Consider the following 21917-nt stretch of genomic DNA (forward strand, 5'->3'; position numbering starts at 1 on the left):
GCCTTATCATGATGAGCTTTAATTAAATCGCCCAGCCGCCAGCATAGAATGCGACAAGTACAACAGCGATGATAATTGTGCCGATGTTGAGTTTTTTCACGTCGCCACTTACGATGCGACCGATTACTAATGCGGCAAAACCAAGCATGATACCGGTTACGATGTTTGCCGTTAACACGATGAATACCGCGCAAACTAAGCCGCTCATTGCGCCCACGAAATCATCGAAGTCTAATTTGCTTACATTGCTTAGCATTAATAAGCCCACATACATTAACGCCGGTGCAGTTGCATAACCTGGCACTAAGAAGGCAAGTGGTTGGAAGAATAACATTAATAAGAATAATACACCGACGACGATAGCGGTGATACCTGTTTTACCACCTGCGGCTGTACCTGCTGCAGATTCGATATAAACGGCGGCTGGTGCAGTACCGAATAAACCTGAGAATAAGCTACTTACGGAGTCAGAGGTTAAGGCTTTACCACCGTTGATGATTTGTCCGTCTTTGTCTAATAAGTCAGCTTGACCTGCCACAGCACGAATAGTACCTGTTGCATCAAATACCGCCGTCATCACTAAAGCAAAGACAATTGGTAAAATGGCAGGTTGTAATGCACCTTGGAGATCTAATTGTAAGAAAAGTGAGTTTTCACCAAAGGTTGGCATTTTGAAGATTTGGCCATTGAATGTTACGTTTGGATCGAAGATTAAACCAACGATAGTAATTGCGATGATGACCCATAAAATTCCGCCTTTCACTTTCATTTTTTCTAAGCCGATAATGAATGCTAGGCCGATTAAAGACATCATTACAGGGAAAGAGGTGAAATCGCCTAATTTAACCGGTAGACCCGCTTGGTTGCCGACCACTAAGCCTACGCCATTTGCGGCGATTAAAAGTAAGAATAAGCCGATCCCGATCCCTGCACCATGCGCGATACTTGATGGCAGGTTACGTAAGATCCATGAACGAATACCTGTTGCAGAAATTAAGGTAAACACCAAACCCATGAGGAATACAGCACCTAATGCCACAGGAATAGAAACATGTTGACCAATTACTAAGCTAAATGCGGTAAAAGCAGTTAATGAAATGGCACAACCGATCGCCATTGGCGCATTTGCCCAAAAGCCGATTAAAATCGATCCAAGTCCCGCGACTAAACAGGTTGCGATAAAGACAGATTCTGCCGGAAAGCCTGCATCACCAAGCATTTTAGGCACAACAATCACGGAATACACCATGGCTAAGAAGGTGGTTAAACCTGCGATGATTTCTTGACGAACCGTTGAACCGCGTTTACTGAGTTCAAAGGTTTTTTCTAAACTTGACATAAAGTCCCCTAGGTTAATAATCAAAAAGATGTGCTATTTTATAGTAAATCATTTAAAAGTAAACGTTTGCGTAATTGTTTTATAGAAGTTAGATGAGAAAGTGCGGTCGCTTTTGAGGATGTTTTTCGCATATTTTTTTATCGGCTAAAAACTGCTATACTCTGTAAGTTTTTAACGTAATCAAAAAAGGAAAAACAATGGCTGATTTTAATCAAATTTTAACGCCAGGCGATGTAGATGCCGGCATTATCAATGTGGTAAATGAAATTCCAGAAGGTAGCTGCCACAAAATCGAATGGAACCGTAAAGTTGCAGCGTTCCAATTAGACCGTGTTGAGCCAGCGATCTTCGCAAAACCAACTAACTATGGTTTCATTCCGCAAACTTTAGACGAAGATGGCGATGAGTTAGACGTTTTATTATTAACTCGCCAACCACTTGCAACAGGTGTATTCCTCGAAGCAAAAGTAATCGGTGTGATGAAATTCGTTGATGATGGTGAAGTGGACGATAAAATCGTTTGTGTGCCAGCGGATGACCGCGATACCGGTAATGCATACAACAGCCTTGCAGATGTACCTGCGCAATTAATCAAACAAATTGAATTCCACTTCAACAACTACAAAGCATTGAAAAAACCAGGTTCAACGAAAGTGACTCACTGGGGCGATGTAGAAGAAGCGAAAGAAGTGATTCGTGAATCAATCAAACGTTGGAATGAACGTTAATTTTCATGTTAATGAATTAAAAAGGCATCAGATTGATGCCTTTTGTTTTTATATTCACTATAAGAAAAATATTCTTTCGCAATATGAGCAGGTTTCAGATAATGTATTACTTCATAAAGAAACAGGTGAAATAGTGAATGGTCCATTTGATATAGGGCATATTCCAGAATGGGAGCATAGAAGATTAGAAGAGGCTGCTAAACAATTGGGTTTAACAAGACAGGAATTTAATGATTACGTAAATTCAAGACCCAACATTTTTAGGCTAGAGAATCGTTCTGAAAATCGTAGTCATAGAAATGAGATGCCTGGTAAAGATGATATTGAACGAATTGTTCGTGATATGAAAAACTTTGAAAGGGGAAAATAAATGAATAATAAGTTAGAGATGGGCATAAAAATTTTAGATGCAATGGATTCTGGTGATTTAACTTTATTGGAAGAGCTTTTTCAAAATAAGGAAAGAAATATCATGGAAGTAACTCCTGTAGAGCATTGGAATTGGTTGCATAAAGCCTTATTAGGATTTGAGTCAAATAAACCATCCTCTGAGGTTATTAATTATCTAATTAATAAGGGTATAGATATTAATGTTCAAGATATATACGGAATGACTCCTTTGCATTATGCGTTAAGAAGTAAAAATATTGATGCTGCGATAGCGTTACTTAAGGCTGGTGCAAACCCTAATTTACCAAATGAAAGAGGAATTACACCTTTATCCTATATTAATGGTTTCCCTGAAAGACTGGATTTGCTTCAATTAATGCTAGATAACGGGGGAGATGTAGATTTCTTTACTGGACAGCATGGTATTTTAGAAGGGATCAAAAAATATCGTTCACAAGATCCTAAATTTAAACCAGTGATTGAGTTAATGGAAAAGTATTCCAAAAAGGGAATTTAATTTACTTTGGGAATAAATTTAAAGGTGTGCTATATAAAGCTCATTTTTAATTATTTACAAGTAGATTGGAAAAATGGAAATATCAAGTGCGGTCAATTTTCAAAGAGTTTTAAAACCTCTTAAAAACTGACCGCACTTTTTGTCTTATTGAATATCGTTAAAATGAGAAACGTAATTCCGCATTAACATTATTCGCTTTTGTATCGTGGTTATAAGCACCTTGATAGCCGACTTTTACGCTAAATGCTGGTGTGAACTGCGCTTGTAATGCAACACCTGTCGTGACGACATTTTTCAATTCTTTACCATAAAGATTTGCTACACCTTGATTATTGATAACCAAGCTACCTTCAGCGGCTTTATCTTTGTGGAAACGATGATAAGCTACATCACCTAATAAGTTTAATTGAACGCCACCGATTGCAAATGGAATGGATGGACGTAAACCTGCAGAGGTGACGATTAAATCACGATTGTTGTCTGTTAACTGCACTTCGCCTTTTGTCACACCTTTATTTTTGATATGCATATAGCTTACGCCGGCATAAGGTTCAATCGCAAAATGTTCGCCTTTTAAGCCAGTGTAAGCAAGTTCAGCAAAGACATTTTGTGTTTGGCTATGGCTTTTCACTCCTTGTGCAAATTCAGCGCGTTGTTCATGTTTACCCCAGCTTTGAATAAAGCCAATTTTCGGTGTTAACACGTTGAAACGATGTTCAGCTGTTAAGCCTAAATGCACAGCACGATCTTTCGAAGTGCGGTCAATTTTGTGGCTATTTTGTGTTGAACCAACAAATACACCTAAATGTTTGTTTGTATCAATGGTTGCATCAATACCCACAAGTTGATTGTATGCGTGGCTGCTTAAACTATCCGTGTTGAAGTGAGTGAAGGTGCCACTTGTCCAAATTTGTGTGCCGGTATTAAGTTGCGCTCTTACTGCACCTGGTTGGGCAAGTTGCTGACGAAGCAATAAGCCATTTAACACATTGTGTTGTTGAGCCGCGAGATCTTCATCATAGCTTAAACGAGCAAAAGCTTGTCGAGCATTCTCTTTTGTTCCCCAAATAAGGCTTTGGTAAGCCGTACTGTTTGTTGCTGCATCTAAGGCATTAGCGATAGCCACTTCATTTTCAGTCGTTGCTGCAGATGAAAGGGCTTTTTTCTGAACGGTTACTTTCAACGTATTTGCATTACTTTCATTTTTAACCGCAAAGAAATCATAATTGCGAGGTGTTTCAACTACCGCATTTTCAGCCCCCACAAATGAGCCAGTACCTTGCACAGATACCGCTCTTTGTGGATCTTTTTGTAATTGAGGCAGAATTTCTTCATCAAATTTATTTGGCACTAAAACAGAACCGTCTGCAAAGGTGGCATTGACGTTAGCAATACCATTATTCAGTAAGAAACGACCACCTTTTTCCACTGTAGCAGTGACTGTTTTCGCGGTGCTGGTTAAGGTTTCAGTAACAAATCCATTCTCACTTGGTTTAGTGACTTCCGCTTTCGGTAACACTTCCAATGTTGCACCTTGTTTTACGATGACTTGTTGTGCCGAACCAAGGGATTGATTTAACCCTGAAAGCTGACCTTCATTCACAGTAATTTCACCGGTGAAGCTGTTATTACCGGTGAGGGTTAAGGTACCAGAACCATTTTTAGTTAATGCACCAACATAACCTTGTGCGGCACGTTCATTACGAGCGGCTTCACGCGCTAAACCGACTTGATATTCCGCTTTTTCTTCAGCTGTCGCGCCTGCACGATTTTGCATTAATGCTTGTAATTCTGCTTTGCGTGTAGCCCAAGTCGCGGCTTCAGCTTGATCTTCGACTTGACGTGCTTTGATGGCTTTATCGCTAATATCATTTGACCAAACATCATTTTGATTGAGGTTGATTTTCATGTTTCCTAAGAATTGACCCGGGCCAAACATCGCTTTGCCAAGATCTAAAATTCCCCAACCCCAAACGTTACTTGGTACACCTTGTTCAGTTTCCCAACGTTCTAACGGTTTACCTTCAAGCCCTTTGCGAAGTGTGGTTTGTCTTGCTGTGGTGAGCATAACATCGCGAGCTTGATCGGTTGTCATGTATGGATAGCGAGAAAAGATGACACCTAATGCACCACTTACGTGTGGGGCAGCCATTGAAGTACCACCGGCTGATTTGTAAATAGGGTCACCATAAGTATTGTTGTCTTGTAATTGAATGTAGGAGGAATAGATGTTGGCGGATGGCGCTGCAATCGTCCACCATTTTGAATGGCCTGCGAGGTTAAATTCTTGAATATCTGCACCTGCTTTTTCATCACTCACATCGTCATTTGAATCATTTGGATAGCCTTCACCACCCACTTGCCCAGTGACGTTTACCCAGTATTTTTCTGCATCCGGTCTGAAATAAGGCAACATCGCACGTGTAAAGGACTCAGCCATCATACTACGGTTACCCGCTGTAAAGACTTGAATCACTTGTTTATTTTTTGCCACTTCATAAGCCGCATCAACAAAGTTTTTCTCACCATTGGTGACAAATTGATAATAAGCTTTTTCAGCTTCGCCTAAATTACTTAAATAAATATGTGCTGCAGGACTGGAAATTGGATCAGGTGCTTTTGGTACATCATAATATTGCACGCCATATTCAGGCACATTACGCCAATCATATTTGGGTTTATAGCCTAAGGCACTGGCAAAGGATGAATTGACACGACGGTTTGAACCCCAACTGTTATTAATTACTTTGGCACCGGCATCCGCTAGGGCAGAGTAGCCTTGTAAGAAGAAATCATAGTCTTGGTTTGGACCATAGGTCATGTTGTCGTTACCACCAGTATTGGCAGAATAGAGGTTAGCACCGAAAGCCACACCGTGCATTTCATTGCCGTCACGGCTTGCCGCCATTGTCCCGCCAACGTGCGTACCGTGTGCATCATTGGTATATTTATGCCATGCACCGTCAATATTGAAGGCTTCACCTTTAGTGAAGATGCCATTATCCGTTTTATCAAAATTGCGTTTGCCGTTTTTTACCGGTTCATTTTTATTAATTGGACCATTTCCCACCGATGCATCGGGATAACGCATGCCATCTTTACTATAAGTCCCCTCCGTTTTTACAACGTGGATTCGACCGTCTTGAAATTCAGGGTGGTTTAATAGCACACCTGAATCCATCACGCCGATTTTTACGCCTGAACCATTAAAGCCTAGGGCATAAGCTGTGGAGGCATTCATTGAGGTTAAGCCCCAGTCTTTGAGGTATTCAGTGCTTTCCCAACTTTTTGTATTACCGGCTTGGCCTTGTTCAGAATAAGCTGCTGCATTAGCAGCATACCAACCAACAAGTAGTGCGAGTGCAGTTTTTTGAAGTGTTTGAGGTTTCATGTTGTCTTCCTTTATCTTTTCGATTTTCGCAGGCTATTATTCGCCTCATCGCGAAGCGCTTCAATGACTCAAATCAAAATTCCAGAGAAAAATGTTTATTCTGTGACAACGATCACACCAAAGTGCGGTCAAAAGAGGGGATAAATTTATGTATCGTAGAAATCAATGTTATAATTTGCGAACAAAATGATTAAGGAGTAACTCATGGCTATTTTAGTAACGGGTGGCGCAGGCTATATCGGTTCACACACTGTAGTGGAATTATTAAATGCAAATAAAGAAGTGGTGGTATTGGATAATTTATGCAATTCATCCCCAAAATCTTTAGAACGCGTAAAAAAAATCACGGGCAAAGACGTGAAATTTTATGAGGGCGATATTTTAGATCGTGCTTTATTACAAAAAATCTTTGCTGAAAACAGTATTCAATCGGTCATCCATTTTGCGGGTTTAAAAGCCGTGGGTGAAAGTGTCCAGAAACCCGCTGAATACTACATGAATAACGTCGCAGGCACGATTGTTCTCATTCAAGAAATGAAAAAAGCAGGTGTGTGGAACTTTGTATTTAGTTCATCTGCAACGGTTTATGGCGATCCGGAAATTATTCCAATTACAGAAGATTGCAAAGTGGGTGGGACAACCAACCCTTACGGTACCTCTAAATACATGGTAGAACAAATTCTGACCGATGTAGCGAAAGCTGAACCACAATTTAGTATGACGATCTTACGTTATTTCAACCCAGTGGGCGCTCACGCAAGCGGTTTGATTGGTGAAGATCCAAATGGTATTCCAAATAACCTATTGCCTTACATCAGCCAAGTTGCGATCGGTAAATTACCGCAACTTTCGGTATTTGGTAGCGATTATGATACTCATGACGGCACAGGTGTACGTGATTATATTCACGTGGTGGATTTAGCGATTGGTCACTTAAAAGCATTAAATCGCCATGAAAATGATGCAGGTTTACACATTTATAACTTAGGTACCGGTACCGGTTATTCTGTGCTTGATATGGTGAAAGCGTTTGAACAAGCGAACAATATTAAAATTCCATATCGTCTTGTTGCACGTCGTCCAGGCGATATTGCAACATGCTATTCCGATCCAAGTCTTGCAGCAAAAGAGTTAAATTGGACAGCAGAACGTGGTCTTGAGCAAATGATGAAAGACACCTGGAATTGGCAAAAAAATAATCCGAAAGGATATCGAGATTAATCTCATCATTGTTGGGCGGAGCATCATTCCGCCCTTAATATTTTAATCAGATAAAACACGCTCAAAAATAACCGCACTTTATGTCAGAACAATCCCTTTCTAGTCAAATATTTACCCGCAAAATGCTGATCTGTGTTTTCACTGGATTTAGTTCGGGTTTACCACTTTTCGTGTTATTGCAAATGCTGCCTGTATGGTTGACCGATAAAGGGCTTTCCGTTGAATTAATCGGTGCATTGACAGGAGTGATGGTGCCATATGGTTTGAAGTTTTTATGGGCGCCGTTATTAGACCGCTATTTCCCGCATTTTTTAGGTCGTCGTCGTAGTTGGTTATTGATTTCTCAAGTGATTTTGCTGATTTCCCTTTATGCGATAAGTCAGTTTGATCCAGTGGCAGAATTAAGTACGGTGGCTAAAATTGCCACATTCATTGCCTTTTTCTCAGCGACACAAGATATTGTGCTCGATGCTTACCGTCGTGAGATTTTAACGGATAATGAATTAGGATTGGGGAACACCATCCACATTAATGCTTATCGCGTTGCGGGCTTAATACCTGGTGGGCTCTCGCTTTATTTAGCGACAATTTATCCATGGGAAACCGTCTTTTTATTGACCGCACTTTGTATGCTAGCGGGCATATTTATGACGCTCTTTTTAGCAAAAGAACCGCAGATTGCACAGGTCGATCGTGATCAACCTTTCTATATGGTGTTTTGGATACCGTTAAAAGAATTCTTCCAACGTAAAGGTGTCGCCCAAGCGATTGGTTTTTTACTCTTTTTGTTCTTGTATAAATTTGGTGATTCATTTGCCACTACGTTACAAACGAAATTCGTCTATGACATGGGCTTTGAGAAAGAGCATATTGCGTTGGTGGTAAAAAGTACTTCACTTTGGGCGAGTATCTCTGCCGGTCTCGTGGGTGGCGTGATCATGCTGCGTTTAGGGATTAACCGCGCATTATGGGTATTTGGTTTTATCCAATTGATTACTATTGGTGGATTTATTTGGTTAGCTGCATTTGGGCATTTTGACCATATCGGTGCAGCAGAACTTTGGAAATTAGGTTTCGTTATTGCGGGTGAATATATCGGTGTCGGTCTTGGTACCGCCGCCTTTGTCGCCTTTATGGCTCGCGAAACGAATCCGCTTTATACAGCCACTCAATTAGCTTTATTTACCAGCCTTTCTGCTTTACCAAGTAAAGGGCTTGGTATGTTATCGGGTTACTTGGTTAAAGCAGTGGGCTACTATCATTTTTTCTGGATTTGTTTATTCCTCGCTATCCCAGGAATGATTTGTTTATTCTGGGTTGCTCCGTGGAATGAAAAAGGAAATAAAAAAGCTTAAAATAAAATAAAGTGCGGTCAAAATTTACAGTAAAATCATTTGACCAAACAAGGCTTTAACGGTATTTTAAACGGGTCTATTATTTATTGGAGATTTGTATGAAAATTATTCTTTTAGGTGCACCTGGTGCAGGAAAAGGCACACAAGCACAATTTATTATGAACAAGTTTGGCATCCCACAAATTTCAACAGGGGACATGTTCCGTGCAGCGATTAAAGCAGGGACAGAATTAGGCAAACAAGCAAAAGCATTAATGGATGAAGGGAAATTAGTACCGGATGAATTAACCGTGGCATTAGTAAAAGATCGTATTTCTCAACCAGATTGTGCAAATGGTTTCTTATTAGATGGTTTCCCACGTACGATTCCACAAGCAGATGCATTAAAAGATTCTGGCGTGAAAATTGACTACGTTTTAGAGTTTGATGTACCGGATGAAGTGATCGTTGAACGTATGAGTGGTCGTCGTGTACACCAAGCGTCAGGTCGTTCTTATCATATCGTTTACAATCCACCAAAAGTGGAAGGTAAAGATGATGTAACGGGTGAAGATTTAATTATCCGTGCGGATGATAAACCAGAAACGGTGTTAGATCGTTTAGCGGTTTACCACAAACAAACCAGTCCATTAATTGATTATTACCAAGCTGAAGCAAAAGCAGGTAACACTCAATATTTCCGTTTAGATGGTACTCAAAAAGTGGAAGCTGTAAGTCAAGAGTTAGATAAAATCTTAGGCTAAAATAGACTGGAAACTGACCGCACTTTGAAGATTAAAGTGCGGTTAATTTTTCAAAAGGATTTTGAGATCGTAAATTGAGATCGTATTTGGGGACATTATGAGCAAGAAAAGAACAATAGCATTGACGATTTCGGCTATCGCAGTGGCACTTGGGATCGGCGCACAATTTTACACCAATCATAAAATCGATCAGGTGTTAAAAAATTTCCCTTATTCTTTGGATAACCAAGCAACCTTAAATGTGACGCAAACTGCGAAAAACTTTTTTATTCGTGAGTTGATCTTTAGTGTAAAAGATAGCGATGCGAAAAGCACAAATGTGATTTCAACTAAGCTCACCGCGCTACCTTTCTTCATTACAGCGGAGTCTCAGTTATCAGATCAATTAGTTCGTCAATTAAATAAAACATTAAATATCACGATTGATAAAAACACGATTAATAGTAAATTTTCGCCGGTAGGGGATTATTTACAGTCTGATATTTTGACGGAGTTCCGTGATTTTGCGAATAAGTCCCAAAACCTTTCTATCGGTCTTCATTTCTTAAAAAATAAAGAGGTTGAACTAAAAACAGCTCTAAGCGGTTTTAATTACGATAAAGACACTAAATTGGAACAAATTGAAGGTGAAGCTCGTCTCGTACCAGTTGGTGCAAATCAATACGACCTATCAAGTATTGACTTAACCGCGAAAAATGCCGAAGTAGCGTTGTTAAACGGGGAAAATACCCATGTTTATATGAAAAATGCGACGTATCATTTTGACGTAAAACCAGGCGAAGCAGATAAGCGTGATCTGAGTACGAAATTCAGTAGTGATATTTTACGCATTGCCAATAAAAGCCGTACGACAGAAGAAAGCCAAGCGACAGCGGGTGGTTTGAATTTATTGATTAAACAAAATGGCGTGCCAAGTGCGGTCAATTTTCATCATGAATTTAAAAAATTAAGTGATGGCTCCCTAGACATTAAAGATGGCGTTAATTTGTTAACGAAAATTTTTACACAAAACGATCGTTTTGATGGTTCGTTATCCGTGCTTTCTGTCAATGTGCCTAAAAATAATCAACCTTACTTTAACTTACAAAATGCCGGTCTTGAACTTAAGTTGGCGAATACGGATTTAACCAAGGCTAATGTAGATTTTAAACTGAATGTTGATAGTGTGAAACAAACCCCTGCCGATGACGAGCGTAAATGGGAAGCTAAAGGCGGTAAAGTTAATATTCAGTTAGATGATTACAACGTGGCAAACGAATTAGCGTTTGTACCGTTTTTATTAGATGCTTTTGCGGAGAAAGAGGCACCATCAAAAGACAATAAAGACTTCTTGAATGCCAAAGATAAATGGGTGAAAGAATTTAGTGGCAAGACGAATATTGAGGTAGCCTTAAAATCATTTAATATGGCCGATTTAGTGCTTGATGACGTATCAGCCAGTGATAAGACGGAAACACTAGACAATGATCAATATAATGAACATATCACATTGTCTGCGAATAAAGCGAGTTACCCAAGTGCAGGGTTCCAATTTGAAAAATTAGCGGTTGATGCACCATTTAAAATTAATCACAGCAAAGCGCATTTATCAGCAAGATTTTGCTCAGCACCGTTTTATGGGGCCTTATGCAGCACGCATTTAACGTCTGCCACATTTGATAAGTACATTAAAAACTCTTGGAAAGAGCTTGATTTAATCGTTGATAATGCAACGTTGAATTTAAATCTAAATACTTATCCTGAGACCAATGCTTATCCAGTTAAATTGGAAGTGAGTGGTATTGTGCCTCAAGTGCCCGAAGATGAGTCATCAGACATGATTCCAGATAATATTGAAGGCACATTTAATCTGACATTAAGTAAAATGTTGTTTGATGATCAAAATGAAAAAGCCTTAGCCATTAAGGAAAACTCATACTTTTGGCAATATTTAAGTAGTTTTGTGAAACATGATGGAAAACTTCACCGAGAATTTGTAGAAGAAGGTGATAATTACGTTTCTAGAGTGGAAAAAACAGAAAATGGCTACTTAATTAATGGTCGTACGCTTGAAGATCTTCGTCAAGAAAGCATGATGGAGAGTGATGAGGGCGAAGAAGAGAAGCCAGCAGCAACTGACTAGTTGAAAGGATAATATAAGAAATGACCGCACTTGCGATTCAAAGTGCGGTCATTTTTTTAGCTGTTTTTGATTACTTTACTAATCCACCACTTGCTTGTAAATCAGCATGGTAGGAAGAGCGAACAAATGGGCCACAGGCCGCGTGTTCAAAGCCCATTGCGTTGGCTTTATCACGGAACCCATCAAATTCGGCTGGTGGCACATAGCGTGCAACCGGTAAGTGATGGCGACTTGGTTGGAGATATTGACCCAGTGTAAGCATGGTTACGCCGTTTGCACGTAAGTCTTCCATCACTTGAAGAATTTCCTCATTGGTTTCACCCAATCCAACCATTAAACCTGATTTCGTTGGGATGTTTGGGAACATTTCTTTGAAATCATGAAGTAATTTTAAGGACCACTGATAATCAGCGCCCGGACGAATTTCTTTATACAAACGTGGCACATTTTCCAAGTTGTGGTTGAACACATCTGGTGGATTGTCTTTTAATTTTTCTAAGGCTTGAGTAATACGTCCTCGGAAATCAGGAACCAAAATCTCAATTTTGATGCCAGGGTTTAATGCACGCACTTCTTTTACACATTCAGCAAAATGACCTGCACCACGATCAGGTAAATCATCACGGTCTACAGAGGTAATCACCACATATTTCAACTTCATATCTTGGATAGTTTCAGCTAATTTACGTGGTTCATCCGGATCGGGTGGTAATGGTTTACCATGTGCAACGTCACAGAAAGGGCAACGACGAGTACAAATCGCCCCTAAAATCATGAAGGTTGCTGTACCATGGTTAAAGCACTCGTGTAAATTTGGACAAGACGCTTCTTCGCAGACAGAATGTAGCCCATGACGACGCATCCCGTTTTTGATGGTCTCGATCTTTAATGAGCTAGACGGCAATTTGATTTTCATCCATTCCGGCTTTTTCAATAATTCTTGATTAGGATCGATGTTTTTAACAGGGATAATTGATGTTTTGGCTGCATCACGGTATTTCACACCGCGTTCCATTTTAAAAGGCGTTGACATTGTTCTTTCCTAAAGAAAAATGCCTGATTCAGGCATTTTTAAATGTGTTATAAAAGTGAATGTTATAAATTTGTAACATTATAGCCCAAAAGTTCGGCAAAGTGTTTAATTAATTTTGGGGAAACCTTGTCAAGTGTTGCCTCTTCTTTACCGATAAAATCAGCAAGCTGACACATTTCAAGCCCTGCATAGCCGCAAGGATTAATGTAGTGGAAAGGATTGAGATCCATATTGATATTAAACGCAAGCCCATGGAAAGAGCAGCCTTTTCGAATGCGTAAACCTAATGAACAGATTTTTTTGCCATCAATATACACACCAGGTGCATCGGGTTTGGGATAACCTTCAATACCATAGTCTGCAAGGTTTTTTACAACAGATTGTTCAAGTGCAGTCACTAATTGGCGAACATTTAAATGTTCATGACGTTTAATATCAATGAGCACATACATGACCTGCTGACCAGGACCATGGTAGGTAATTTGACCACCACGATCCGATTGTACAACAGGAATATCACTGCGTTGTAATAAGTGTTCCGGTTTGCCAGCTTGGCCTTGTGTGAAAACAGGATGATGCTCAACTAGCCAAATTTCATCGGTGGTTTCTGCATTTCGATTATCCGTGAATTCCTGCATTTTATGCCAGATTTCCTGATAATCTTGTAATCCTAATTGACGGACAATTAAATCAGTATTGCTCATCTTAGAGAACCATTTTGACGCCTTCAACTTTTGCAAGTTCTTTGTAAAGGGTTTCTACTTGCTCAAAGTTTTGCGCGACGATATCAATCGAAACTGAATTATACGTGCCTTTACTACTGCGTTTTTCCTTTGGAATATAATCACCCGGTAAATATTTTTGTATCACTGCTACGATGTCTTGCGCTAAACCTTCACGGTTAACACCTGCGACTTTAAATGTCATTGCAGCGGGGAATTCCATTACTTCTTTTAGTTTTTCATAATCGTTTTCGGTTGCCATGTTGTTTCCTTAATTTAAGAATAAGGTGCGTGAATCAGCTAAATTCACACACCTTACGAATTTATTGATGTGATATAAATGGGGAAGTGCGGTTAATTTTCAAGGTGTTTAGTCAAATAATCCTTTAACTGTTAACACTAACCAGTCCCAACCTTTACCTAAGAAGCCGCCTTCTTGTACATCTTCTAATGCTTGAAGATTTACGGTAGCGACATCTTTGCCATCTAATTGATAAACGATTTTACCCACCACTTGACCTTTTGCTAAAGGTGCTTGTAAGTATTTGTTATCTAATTCATAACGTGCTTTTAAGTCAGTTTGTTTACCTTTTGGCACAGTGATAAAACCATCTTCTAATACACCAAGTTTAACGTCACCTTTATCACCGTAGTAAACAGATTGTTTTGAAATTTCTTCACCTGCTTTTTGAGTTTTTAAGGTTTCAAAGTTAGCAAAACCCCATTGTAAGAGTTTTTTACTTTCTACTTCACGGCCTTTATAGGTTGGTACACCCATTACAACAGAAATTAAACGCATATTGTTTGGACTTGTTGCTGATGCGACAAGGTTATAACCTGCTTGGCTTGTGTGTCCGGTTTTCATACCATCAACGTTAATGGTTTTATCCCATAATAAGCCATTACGGTTAGGTTGTTTGATTTTGTTGAAAGTAAAATCTTTTTCTGCGTAGATTTTATATTCTTCCGGTAAATCACGAATGATATGTGCACCAATAATCGCCATATCACGTGCAGTTGAATATTGGTTTGGATCGTCTAAACCATGTGGTGTGGTGAAGTTAGTATTTTTTAAGCCAAATTGTTGAACATATTTATTCATGGTATCAACGAAGTTAGCCACGGTACCCGAAATATGTTCAGCTACAGCAACGCAGGCATCATTACCAGAAACAATGATAATCCCTTTGTTTAAATCACCCACTGACACTTGTTGATTTAAATTTAAGAACATTTTTGACGAATCAGGGAAATTTCTACCCCAAGCGCTTTCGCTAATTGTCACCATATCTTCATTATGGATTTTACCTTGTTTTAATGCTGCACCAACTACGTAGCTAGTCATCATTTTTGTTAATGAAGCAGGGTATTGACGTTGGTCTGGGTTAAGTGATGCAAGTACCGCACCAGAATTGTAATCCATTAAAACATAAGTTTGCGCATTCACTTCCGGTACTGCGATACCGTATTGAATATCTTCAGCGGCAGCAAATGTTGACGCTGCTATTAATCCCGAGAAGAGTACAATTTTTTTCAATTTTGCAGATTGTTTTAACATAGCATTTCCTTTAATAGCTTATTGGTTTTTATAAGTATAAACGATTACGGGTTGCCCATTGATCGTTTTTTGTAATTTTGTTTTTAATTGATTAATATCCGCTTGATCCGCTAATGGGCCAAAATGGATTTCATAGTTTTGCCCATTTTGGTTAATTTCCGTTTTGATGTCATCTAACGCGAGTTTTGTGATGATGCTTTCTGCTTGGCTTTTTGACGACAGCGCTAGTAGTTTTAGCTTGAAAACAGTTTTTGCATCGTTTGTGCTGTCTAAGTTTTGATTTTTTTTTTCGCTATTTTTATTGACGACTAAACGCTCACTGGCTTCTTGCGTTTTAGCATGCTTGGCAAGCGTTTTTGCTCCCGCACCTGAAATTTGACCTTTGTGATCCACATGTAAAGCTTCAATTCTTACTTGCCCTGTACCACGAGCAATAAGGCCTAATTCTTTTGCGGCAGAATGAGATAAGTCAATGATACGTTTCTCACTAAACGGACCACGATCATTAATTCGCACAATCACCTTGCGATTGTTATGTAAGTTTGTAACAACCGCATAAGAATTCAAAGGTAAGGTTTTATGTGCGGCAGTGAAAAGTGCTGAATCATAGCGTTCACCATTAGCTGTTTTACGACCATTAAATTTATGGTGATAATAGCTTGCCGTTCCTTCTTTTGAATAGGATTTCGCTTCATCGCCTTGTGTAGTGTATGTTTTACCATTCACTTCATAGCTCTGTGGCGCTTGAACGGTCGTGGTAATCGACAGCGAATCCCCTTGAATACCATACATTTTTTGCGTATCGGCAAAAGCAGAGAAACTTGAGCTGCTTATCAAGGTGAAAAGTGCGGTCGTTTTTAAGATGTTTTTTAATGTCATACTTATTACTTTCAAGATTATCGGTGCTCTTCATAAGAAAGCCAAAAGGGAAATTAGTTCCCTTTCATAAAGCGAGGTTTATGAGTATGAATGGACATCACTAAACCAAAGCTTGCCATGATGGCGACATATGAGGTACCGCCGTAGCTAAAGAGTGGTAAAGGCACCCCTACAACAGGCAAAATGCCACTCACCATACCAATATTCACGAAGACATAAACGAAGAATATCAGTGTGGTTGCACCAGCAAGAATACGCCCGAAAGAGGTTTCTGCATTTACCGCAATTATTAAGCCACGGATAATAATAAACAAATAAATTGCCATCAGAATAAGAAAACCGACCATTCCATGTTCTTCACTCATCACGGCAAAAATAAAATCAGTGTGTGGTTCAGGCAAAAATTCTAATTGGGATTGTGTCCCTTGCATCCATCCTTTGCCAGATATACCGCCTGAACCGATAGCAATTTTGGATTGCAAAATATGGTAACCTGCCCCAAGTGGATCTTTCTCGGGGTCAAGTAAGGTTAATACACGCATGCGTTGGTAGTCATGCATTAAATACATCCACATGATAGGAATAAATGCTGCTAATCCAACTACTGCAGCAAGAATAAGCCACCAACTCATCCCTGCTAAGAATACCACGAATAAGCCCGATGCACTAACCAGAATTGATGTACCTAAGTCTGGTTGAATAGCCACAAGTAAAGTTGGCACAATAATCATGGCGATAGCAATAAAGGTTTCACTCATTTTCGGTGGTAGCGGACGGTTACCTAAATATACCGCAACCATTAATGGTACCGCGAGTTTGACAATTTCAGAAGGCTGAAAGCGAATAAATCCAAGATCTAACCAACGTTGTGCCCCTTTACTGGTTGTACCGATAGCATCAACCAAAATCAGCATGATAAAACCCACCAAATATAAGTAAGGGGCGAGTCGCTGATAAAATTTAGGGGGAAGTTGCGCCATAATCATCATCACGGCAAAACCTAATATGACCTGAATAATACGATTTTGGAACATGACTTCACTGGCGCCTGATGCACTATAAAGCACAAGCATGCCATAAGCTGTAATAGCGGCTAATCCAATAAATAATAAAAAATCAATATGTAAGCGTTGCCATAATCGCAAGCATAAAGGCACTTTTTCTTCCATTATTCATTCTCACTTGGTTGAGATTCTAGTGCTGGCGCATCTAAATCAGTTTGGTTCGTCTTTTTCTCTTTTTCAGCATTTTCTTGACGTTCAATTTGTGGCAAGCGTTTATTCAAATAGAAATCCATAATTTGACGTGCAATTGGTGCTGCATTACTTGAACCACCACCCGCGTTTTCTAAAATAATCGTCACAACTAATTTCGGATCTTCATAAGGCGCATAAGCCGTAAACCAAGCATGGTCATGTAATTCTTTTTTCAATCCCGCTGCATTATATTTTTGGTTTTCCTTTAAGCTGAATACCTGTGCGGTACCGGATTTTCCTGCTACATGGTAATTCGTGCCGATAAAGGCTTTTCGTCCTGTCCCTGCACCTGAGTTTACCACATTGAACATCCCGCGCTTAGCCGCATCCCAATAAGCTTGTTTCGGGTCGGTAATATCTTCATATAAAAGCGGGTCTTGATACGGTTCAATGGTGGCGCCTTCAACTGATTTCATTAAATGTGGCGTATGAATTTTACCGTTATTGACCACAATAGAGGTTGCTTTTGCCACTTGTAATGGTGTGGCTGTCCAATACCCCTGACCAATACCCACTGAGATTGTATCGCCCTGTACCCAAGGTTTTTTATAACGTTTTTGTTTCCATTCTTTACTCGGCATATTGGCCGTGGCTTCTTCTTGAATTTCAATACCTGTTGGCATACCAAACCCAAAACGTTTCATCCACATGGAGAAACGATCAATACCTAAATTAAAGGCGGTTTGATAGAAGAAGGTATCCGATGATTCAGTAATGGCCTTGTTTAAATCCGTATAACCATGCCCTGTTTTTTTCCAATCTCGGAAACGTTTTGTTGAGTTTGGCAATGTCCAGTAGCCTGGGTCAAAAATCGTGGTATTAGGCGTAATCACCCCTTCAGTTAATGCCGCAACAGCAACGAATGGTTTTACAGTAGAGGCAGGCGGGTACACACCTTGTGTTGCACGACTGTAAAGTGGTCGAGTAGGGTCTTCGAGTAAACGTTTATAATCACTAGAAGAAATGCCATCGACGAATAAATTATTGTCATAACTTGGTGTTGAAACCATCGCTAATACGCTGTTATCTTTCGGATCGAGCACAACAACAGCGCCTTTTTGTCCTGAAAGTAAGGACATAATATAACGCTGAAGGGTAAAATCGATAGTCAGATGAATACTTTTACCCGCGGTGGCGGGTTGTTCACGTAGTTTACGAATAACTTTCCCACGATTATTAATTTCAACCTCTTCGAAACCGGTTGTACCATGGAGTTGTTCTTCGTAATAACGTTCAATACCCAGTTTCCCCATGTCCGTAGAACCAGAATAGTTAGCAAATTTTTCTTCTTTTTTTAGGCGCTCCACATCTCGGTCATTAATGCGTCCAACATAACCTAAAATATGAGTCATGGCTTCGCCATATAGGTAATTTCGTTTGAAATAAGGACGTACATCAAGGCTTGGATATTTATACTGGTTTACTGCAAAACGAGCAATTTGCTCTTCCGTTAAGCTAGGTTTGAGTAAGATCGGCGTATAGCGTGTACCACGACGACGCTCTTTTTTGAAATGCTCAATGTCTTCATCAGTGAGTCCCACTATATAGCGCAATTCTTCAAAAGTGCGGTCTAAATTTTCCGTTTTTTCCGGCACAATATATAAACCAAAAAAGGTGAGGTTTTCTGCCAGTAATTCGCCGTAACGGTCGTAAATTAATCCGCGAGTAGGAGGAAGCGGAAGCAATTTAATACGGTTACCATTAGAGCGAGTTTGGTACATGTCGTAATTCACCACCTGAAGATGGTAAATATTGGCAAATAGCACGCCACTTAGGGCTAAAATACCGATGAATGCCACCAATGTCCGACGCGCAAACAAGTTCCGTTCCGCTTTTTTATCGCGGATCGGTTCATTGGTTGGTGCAGAAAAGAATTTTTTTAAATTCATCGGTAATGTAATACGTTATTCTCTGTGATAGGGGTGGTTTGTCGTCAGTGACCACGCACGGTATAAACTTTCTGCCACGACAACACGCACTAATGGATGGGGCAGTGTGAGTGGTGACAGTGACCAACTTTGTTCTGCTGCCGCTTTGCATTCAGGGGATAAACCTTCAGGTCCGCCAATGAGTAAGCACACATCACGACCATCATTTTTCCAACCCTCTAATTGCTCAGCAAGTTGTGGTGTTGTCCAAGGTTTGCCTGGGATATCTAATGTGACTACTTTGCCTTTTCCGCAAGCTGCGAGCATCGCTTTGCCTTCTTGCTCTAAGATGCGTTTAATATCCGCATTTTTTCCACGCTTGCCTGCAGGGATTTCAATGAGTTCAAAAGGCATGTCTTTAGGAAAACGACGTTGGTATTCTTCAAATCCGGTGGTAACCCAAGCCGGCATTTTCGTTCCCACTGCAATTAATGTAATTTTCATCCTTTTCCCTTTCAAAACACCGTCAAAATTGACCGCACTTTATGCCCAAAGTTTTTCTAATTGATACATTTCACGTGCATCGCGCTGCATAATGTGAACGATGGTTTGACCGAGATCAACCACGATCCAATCTGCGGTATTACGACCTTCTTCACCAAAGGTTTCATAACCGGCTTTTTTACATTCTGCGATAAGGTTATCGGCCATAGCGGCGACTTGGCGGCTAGATGTACCGGTACAAATAATCATATTTTCAGTAATCGATGATTTGCCTTTTACATCAAAATGCACAATTTCGGTGCCTTTTAAATCATCGAGTTTATCAATTACAAATTCAACTAATGACATTTCTTTTCCTATCTAAATAAAGCGATGAATTCTATCATTGAATGAGGGAAAGGGGTAGGCTTGGGGCCGATTTTATTTGAATTGTTTTATGGTCGTAATGCTGCTTAGTAATAAAACTTGGGGCAGTTATTCTGCCCCAAGTTTGAAAGGGTATTAAACCCATAAAAGAATTGCTAACAATTGCGGTGAAATGATCCGTAAGAACATGGTGAGCGGATAGACTGTCGCATAGGAGAGTGCTGCGGCACCGCTTCCTTCTTTCAGTTCATTGGCGAAAGCAAGCGCAGGAGGATCCGTCATCGAACCAGCTAACAGGCCACAAAGAGAAAGATAATTTAATTTTACATATAAACGTGCAATGATACCTACAATCATTAATGGTACAAGAGTGATGAAAATACCGTAGCCCATCCATTCAAGACCGGAACCATTGGTGAGTGTGTCCACAAAGCTACCGCCAGATTTTAAACCGACTACAGCAAGGAAGAGCACAATACCAATTTCGCGCAATGCCAAGTTCGCACTCGGCGGCATAAACCAGTAGAGTTTTCCGATAGACCCAATCCGAGCCAAGATCAATGCGACGACTAACGGTCCTCCTGCTAGCCCTAATTTTAATGCCACAGGGAAACCTGGAATATAGAAAGGAATGGAGCCGAGTAATACCCCTAAGCCAATCCCAATAAACACTGGTAACATTTGAACTTGAAGTAGTTTTTGTTTCGCGTTACCAATAACTGAAATGGCTTGGTTTAGAATGTCGGTTTTACCAACCATGTGCAATACGTCACCAAATTGAAGGGTAGTATGGGCAGTTGGCACCAATTCCACACCTGCACGGTTTAAACGCGAAATGACTACACCATATTTTTGATGAATACCAAGATGACGAATTTGTTTTCCGAGTACTTTTTCATTGGTGACGACCACTCGCTCAGAACGAATTTCGCCACTCAAGCTTGCTACCGGGATATCAACTTCTTCCCCAATGATAAGGTGCATTTTTTTCAAGCCTTCAGGATTGCCGACCAAATGTAAAATATCCCCAAGTTGAACATCGGTATCTGCTTTCGGCACAATAACAAGCTCACCTCGTTTCAAGCGAGAGCAGACGACATCTTCATCATCAAAACCTGGAATTTCAATCAAATGGATACCATTGAGATTAGTATTGGTGACTTTCAGAGACATGCTTTTGAGTGCTTCTTTGTCATGACCACTTTCTTTTTCAAAATTTGCTGCTTCTTCATCCACTTTAATTTTAAAGAAAAGACGAATAAGCCACATAGAAAGTAAAATACCACAAATTCCAAAAGGATAAGCCATTGCATAGGCCATCCCCATGTTAGACGTCGTTTGCGACATACCTAATTCAGAAAGAATTTGCTGACCCGCACCGAGAGATGGGGTATTGGTTACCGCACCGGAGTAAATACCAAGCGCGACATCAAGAGGAATATCCGCAAGCTTATAAATGAGAATTGTCACCACTGCACCCAGTGCAACGATTAAAATGCCTAACCCATTTAAGGTTAAGCCTGATTGTCGTAAGGAAGCAAAAAAGCCAGGCCCCACTTGAATACCAATCGTATAAACAAACAGAATTAAGCCGAACTCTTGCACGAAATGTAATGTATGGCTATCTAATTTAATGCCATATTGGGTGGTAAAATGGGCAACTAAAATCCCACCAAATAGCACGCCCCCAATACCCAGACCTACACCTTTAATTTTAAAATGCCCGATCCATAGGCCAATCACGGCAACGAGGGCAAGCAAACTAATGGTAATCGCAGTTTCACTCATACCGACCTCTAATTTATTAAAAATTTAACTATTTTGGATTATATCAACTTGATTTCTTACCTGCTTGTGACAAAGTCAAAAAATGTTATCTCCATCACATTTTTTCTTGCTTAAAAATAAACACCGCCTAAAATGAC

The 21917-nt window shown here is 40.0% G+C and carries 19 protein-coding genes; 7 read left to right on the forward strand and 12 right to left on the reverse strand.

What is annotated here, in order from left to right; translation table 11 throughout:
- Positions 1 to 22 precede the first annotated feature (22 nt).
- Positions 23 to 1339 carry an NCS2 family permease gene (locus DPV81_RS06515; protein WP_005695475.1) on the reverse strand — a complete coding sequence of 439 codons (1317 nt, stop codon included), beginning with the start codon at positions 1337 to 1339 and terminating at the stop codon, positions 23 to 25.
- A gap of 197 nt (positions 1340 to 1536) precedes the next feature.
- On the opposite strand from DPV81_RS06515, the gene DPV81_RS06520 reads away from it, so the two are divergent.
- Genes DPV81_RS06520 through DPV81_RS06530 form a run of 3 tightly spaced genes read left to right on the forward strand, consistent with a single transcriptional unit; the run spans position 1537 to position 2974 of the window.
- A complete protein-coding gene (locus DPV81_RS06520) occupies positions 1537 to 2067 on the forward strand; it encodes an inorganic diphosphatase (RefSeq protein WP_005695476.1) in 531 nt (176 codons plus the stop codon).
- Complete coding sequence (locus DPV81_RS06525) at positions 2036 to 2437, forward strand: GH-E family nuclease (protein WP_133252926.1); 402 nt, start codon at positions 2036 to 2038, stop codon at positions 2435 to 2437. The genes DPV81_RS06520 and DPV81_RS06525 overlap by 32 nt, the downstream gene beginning before the upstream one ends.
- Positions 2438 to 2974, forward strand: coding sequence for an ankyrin repeat domain-containing protein (locus tag DPV81_RS06530; protein ID WP_049364913.1), 537 nt, complete (start codon positions 2438 to 2440; stop codon positions 2972 to 2974).
- Positions 2975 to 3131: 157 nt separating this feature from the next.
- Here the strand turns inward: DPV81_RS06530 and DPV81_RS06535 are convergent, their stop codons facing one another.
- Complete coding sequence (locus DPV81_RS06535) at positions 3132 to 6365, reverse strand: S8 family serine peptidase (RefSeq protein WP_111387396.1); 3234 nt, start codon at positions 6363 to 6365, stop codon at positions 3132 to 3134.
- 204 nt (positions 6366 to 6569) lie between these two features.
- Between DPV81_RS06535 and galE the strand changes: the two genes are divergently transcribed.
- The 4 genes from galE to DPV81_RS06555 all read left to right on the forward strand — a co-directional run bounded on the left by galE (position 6570) and on the right by DPV81_RS06555 (position 11806).
- Positions 6570 to 7586 carry a UDP-glucose 4-epimerase GalE gene (galE, locus tag DPV81_RS06540; protein WP_111387398.1) on the forward strand — a complete coding sequence of 339 codons (1017 nt, stop codon included), beginning with the start codon at positions 6570 to 6572 and terminating at the stop codon, positions 7584 to 7586.
- A gap of 80 nt (positions 7587 to 7666) precedes the next feature.
- Positions 7667 to 8941 (forward strand): MFS transporter, encoded by a 1275-nt coding sequence (locus tag DPV81_RS06545; protein ID WP_111387400.1) that lies wholly within the window; start codon positions 7667 to 7669, stop codon positions 8939 to 8941.
- A gap of 98 nt (positions 8942 to 9039) precedes the next feature.
- Positions 9040 to 9684 carry an adenylate kinase gene (gene adk / locus DPV81_RS06550; protein ID WP_005695482.1) on the forward strand — a complete coding sequence of 215 codons (645 nt, stop codon included), beginning with the start codon at positions 9040 to 9042 and terminating at the stop codon, positions 9682 to 9684.
- Positions 9685 to 9781: 97 nt separating this feature from the next.
- Positions 9782 to 11806 (forward strand): hypothetical protein, encoded by a 2025-nt coding sequence (locus DPV81_RS06555; RefSeq protein WP_111387402.1) that lies wholly within the window; start codon positions 9782 to 9784, stop codon positions 11804 to 11806.
- A gap of 70 nt (positions 11807 to 11876) precedes the next feature.
- Here DPV81_RS06555 and lipA read toward each other — a convergent pair whose 3' ends face one another.
- The 10 genes from lipA to DPV81_RS06605 form a co-directional block, all read right to left on the reverse strand.
- Positions 11877 to 12839: a lipoyl synthase gene (lipA, locus tag DPV81_RS06560; protein ID WP_049369511.1), complete on the reverse strand. Its 963-nt coding sequence runs from the start codon at positions 12837 to 12839 to the stop codon at positions 11877 to 11879.
- 62 nt (positions 12840 to 12901) lie between these two features.
- A complete protein-coding gene (gene lipB / locus DPV81_RS06565) occupies positions 12902 to 13543 on the reverse strand; it encodes a lipoyl(octanoyl) transferase LipB (protein WP_111387404.1) in 642 nt (213 codons plus the stop codon).
- 1 nt (position 13544) lies between these two features.
- Complete coding sequence (gene ybeD, locus DPV81_RS06570; RefSeq protein ID WP_049369509.1) at positions 13545 to 13823, reverse strand: DUF493 family protein YbeD; 279 nt, start codon at positions 13821 to 13823, stop codon at positions 13545 to 13547.
- A gap of 108 nt (positions 13824 to 13931) precedes the next feature.
- On the reverse strand, positions 13932 to 15119 hold the full coding sequence (locus tag DPV81_RS06575; protein WP_049369508.1) for a D-alanyl-D-alanine carboxypeptidase family protein: 1188 nt from the start codon (positions 15117 to 15119) through the stop codon (positions 13932 to 13934).
- 18 nt (positions 15120 to 15137) lie between these two features.
- Positions 15138 to 15998, reverse strand: coding sequence for a septal ring lytic transglycosylase RlpA family protein (locus tag DPV81_RS06580; protein ID WP_005699977.1), 861 nt, complete (start codon positions 15996 to 15998; stop codon positions 15138 to 15140).
- 53 nt (positions 15999 to 16051) lie between these two features.
- Complete coding sequence (rodA, locus tag DPV81_RS06585; protein ID WP_049364923.1) at positions 16052 to 17167, reverse strand: rod shape-determining protein RodA; 1116 nt, start codon at positions 17165 to 17167, stop codon at positions 16052 to 16054.
- The gene (gene mrdA, locus DPV81_RS06590; RefSeq protein ID WP_111387406.1) at positions 17167 to 19143 is read right to left on the reverse strand and encodes a penicillin-binding protein 2; all 1977 of its coding nucleotides are present in this window, start codon (positions 19141 to 19143) and stop codon (positions 17167 to 17169) included. Before mrdA ends, rodA begins: the two co-directional genes overlap by 1 nt.
- Positions 19144 to 19158: 15 nt before the next feature.
- The gene (rlmH, locus tag DPV81_RS06595) at positions 19159 to 19626 is read right to left on the reverse strand and encodes a 23S rRNA (pseudouridine(1915)-N(3))-methyltransferase RlmH (RefSeq protein WP_005695494.1); all 468 of its coding nucleotides are present in this window, start codon (positions 19624 to 19626) and stop codon (positions 19159 to 19161) included.
- 39 nt (positions 19627 to 19665) lie between these two features.
- The gene (rsfS, locus tag DPV81_RS06600; RefSeq protein WP_049367137.1) at positions 19666 to 19974 is read right to left on the reverse strand and encodes a ribosome silencing factor; all 309 of its coding nucleotides are present in this window, start codon (positions 19972 to 19974) and stop codon (positions 19666 to 19668) included.
- Positions 19975 to 20127: 153 nt separating this feature from the next.
- The gene (locus DPV81_RS06605; protein ID WP_111387408.1) at positions 20128 to 21780 is read right to left on the reverse strand and encodes a putative transporter; all 1653 of its coding nucleotides are present in this window, start codon (positions 21778 to 21780) and stop codon (positions 20128 to 20130) included.
- Between the last annotated feature and the right edge of the window lie 137 nt (positions 21781 to 21917).

The organism is Haemophilus parainfluenzae (assembly GCF_003252795.1).
Taxonomy (GTDB): Bacteria; Pseudomonadota; Gammaproteobacteria; order Enterobacterales; family Pasteurellaceae; genus Haemophilus_D; species Haemophilus_D parainfluenzae_K.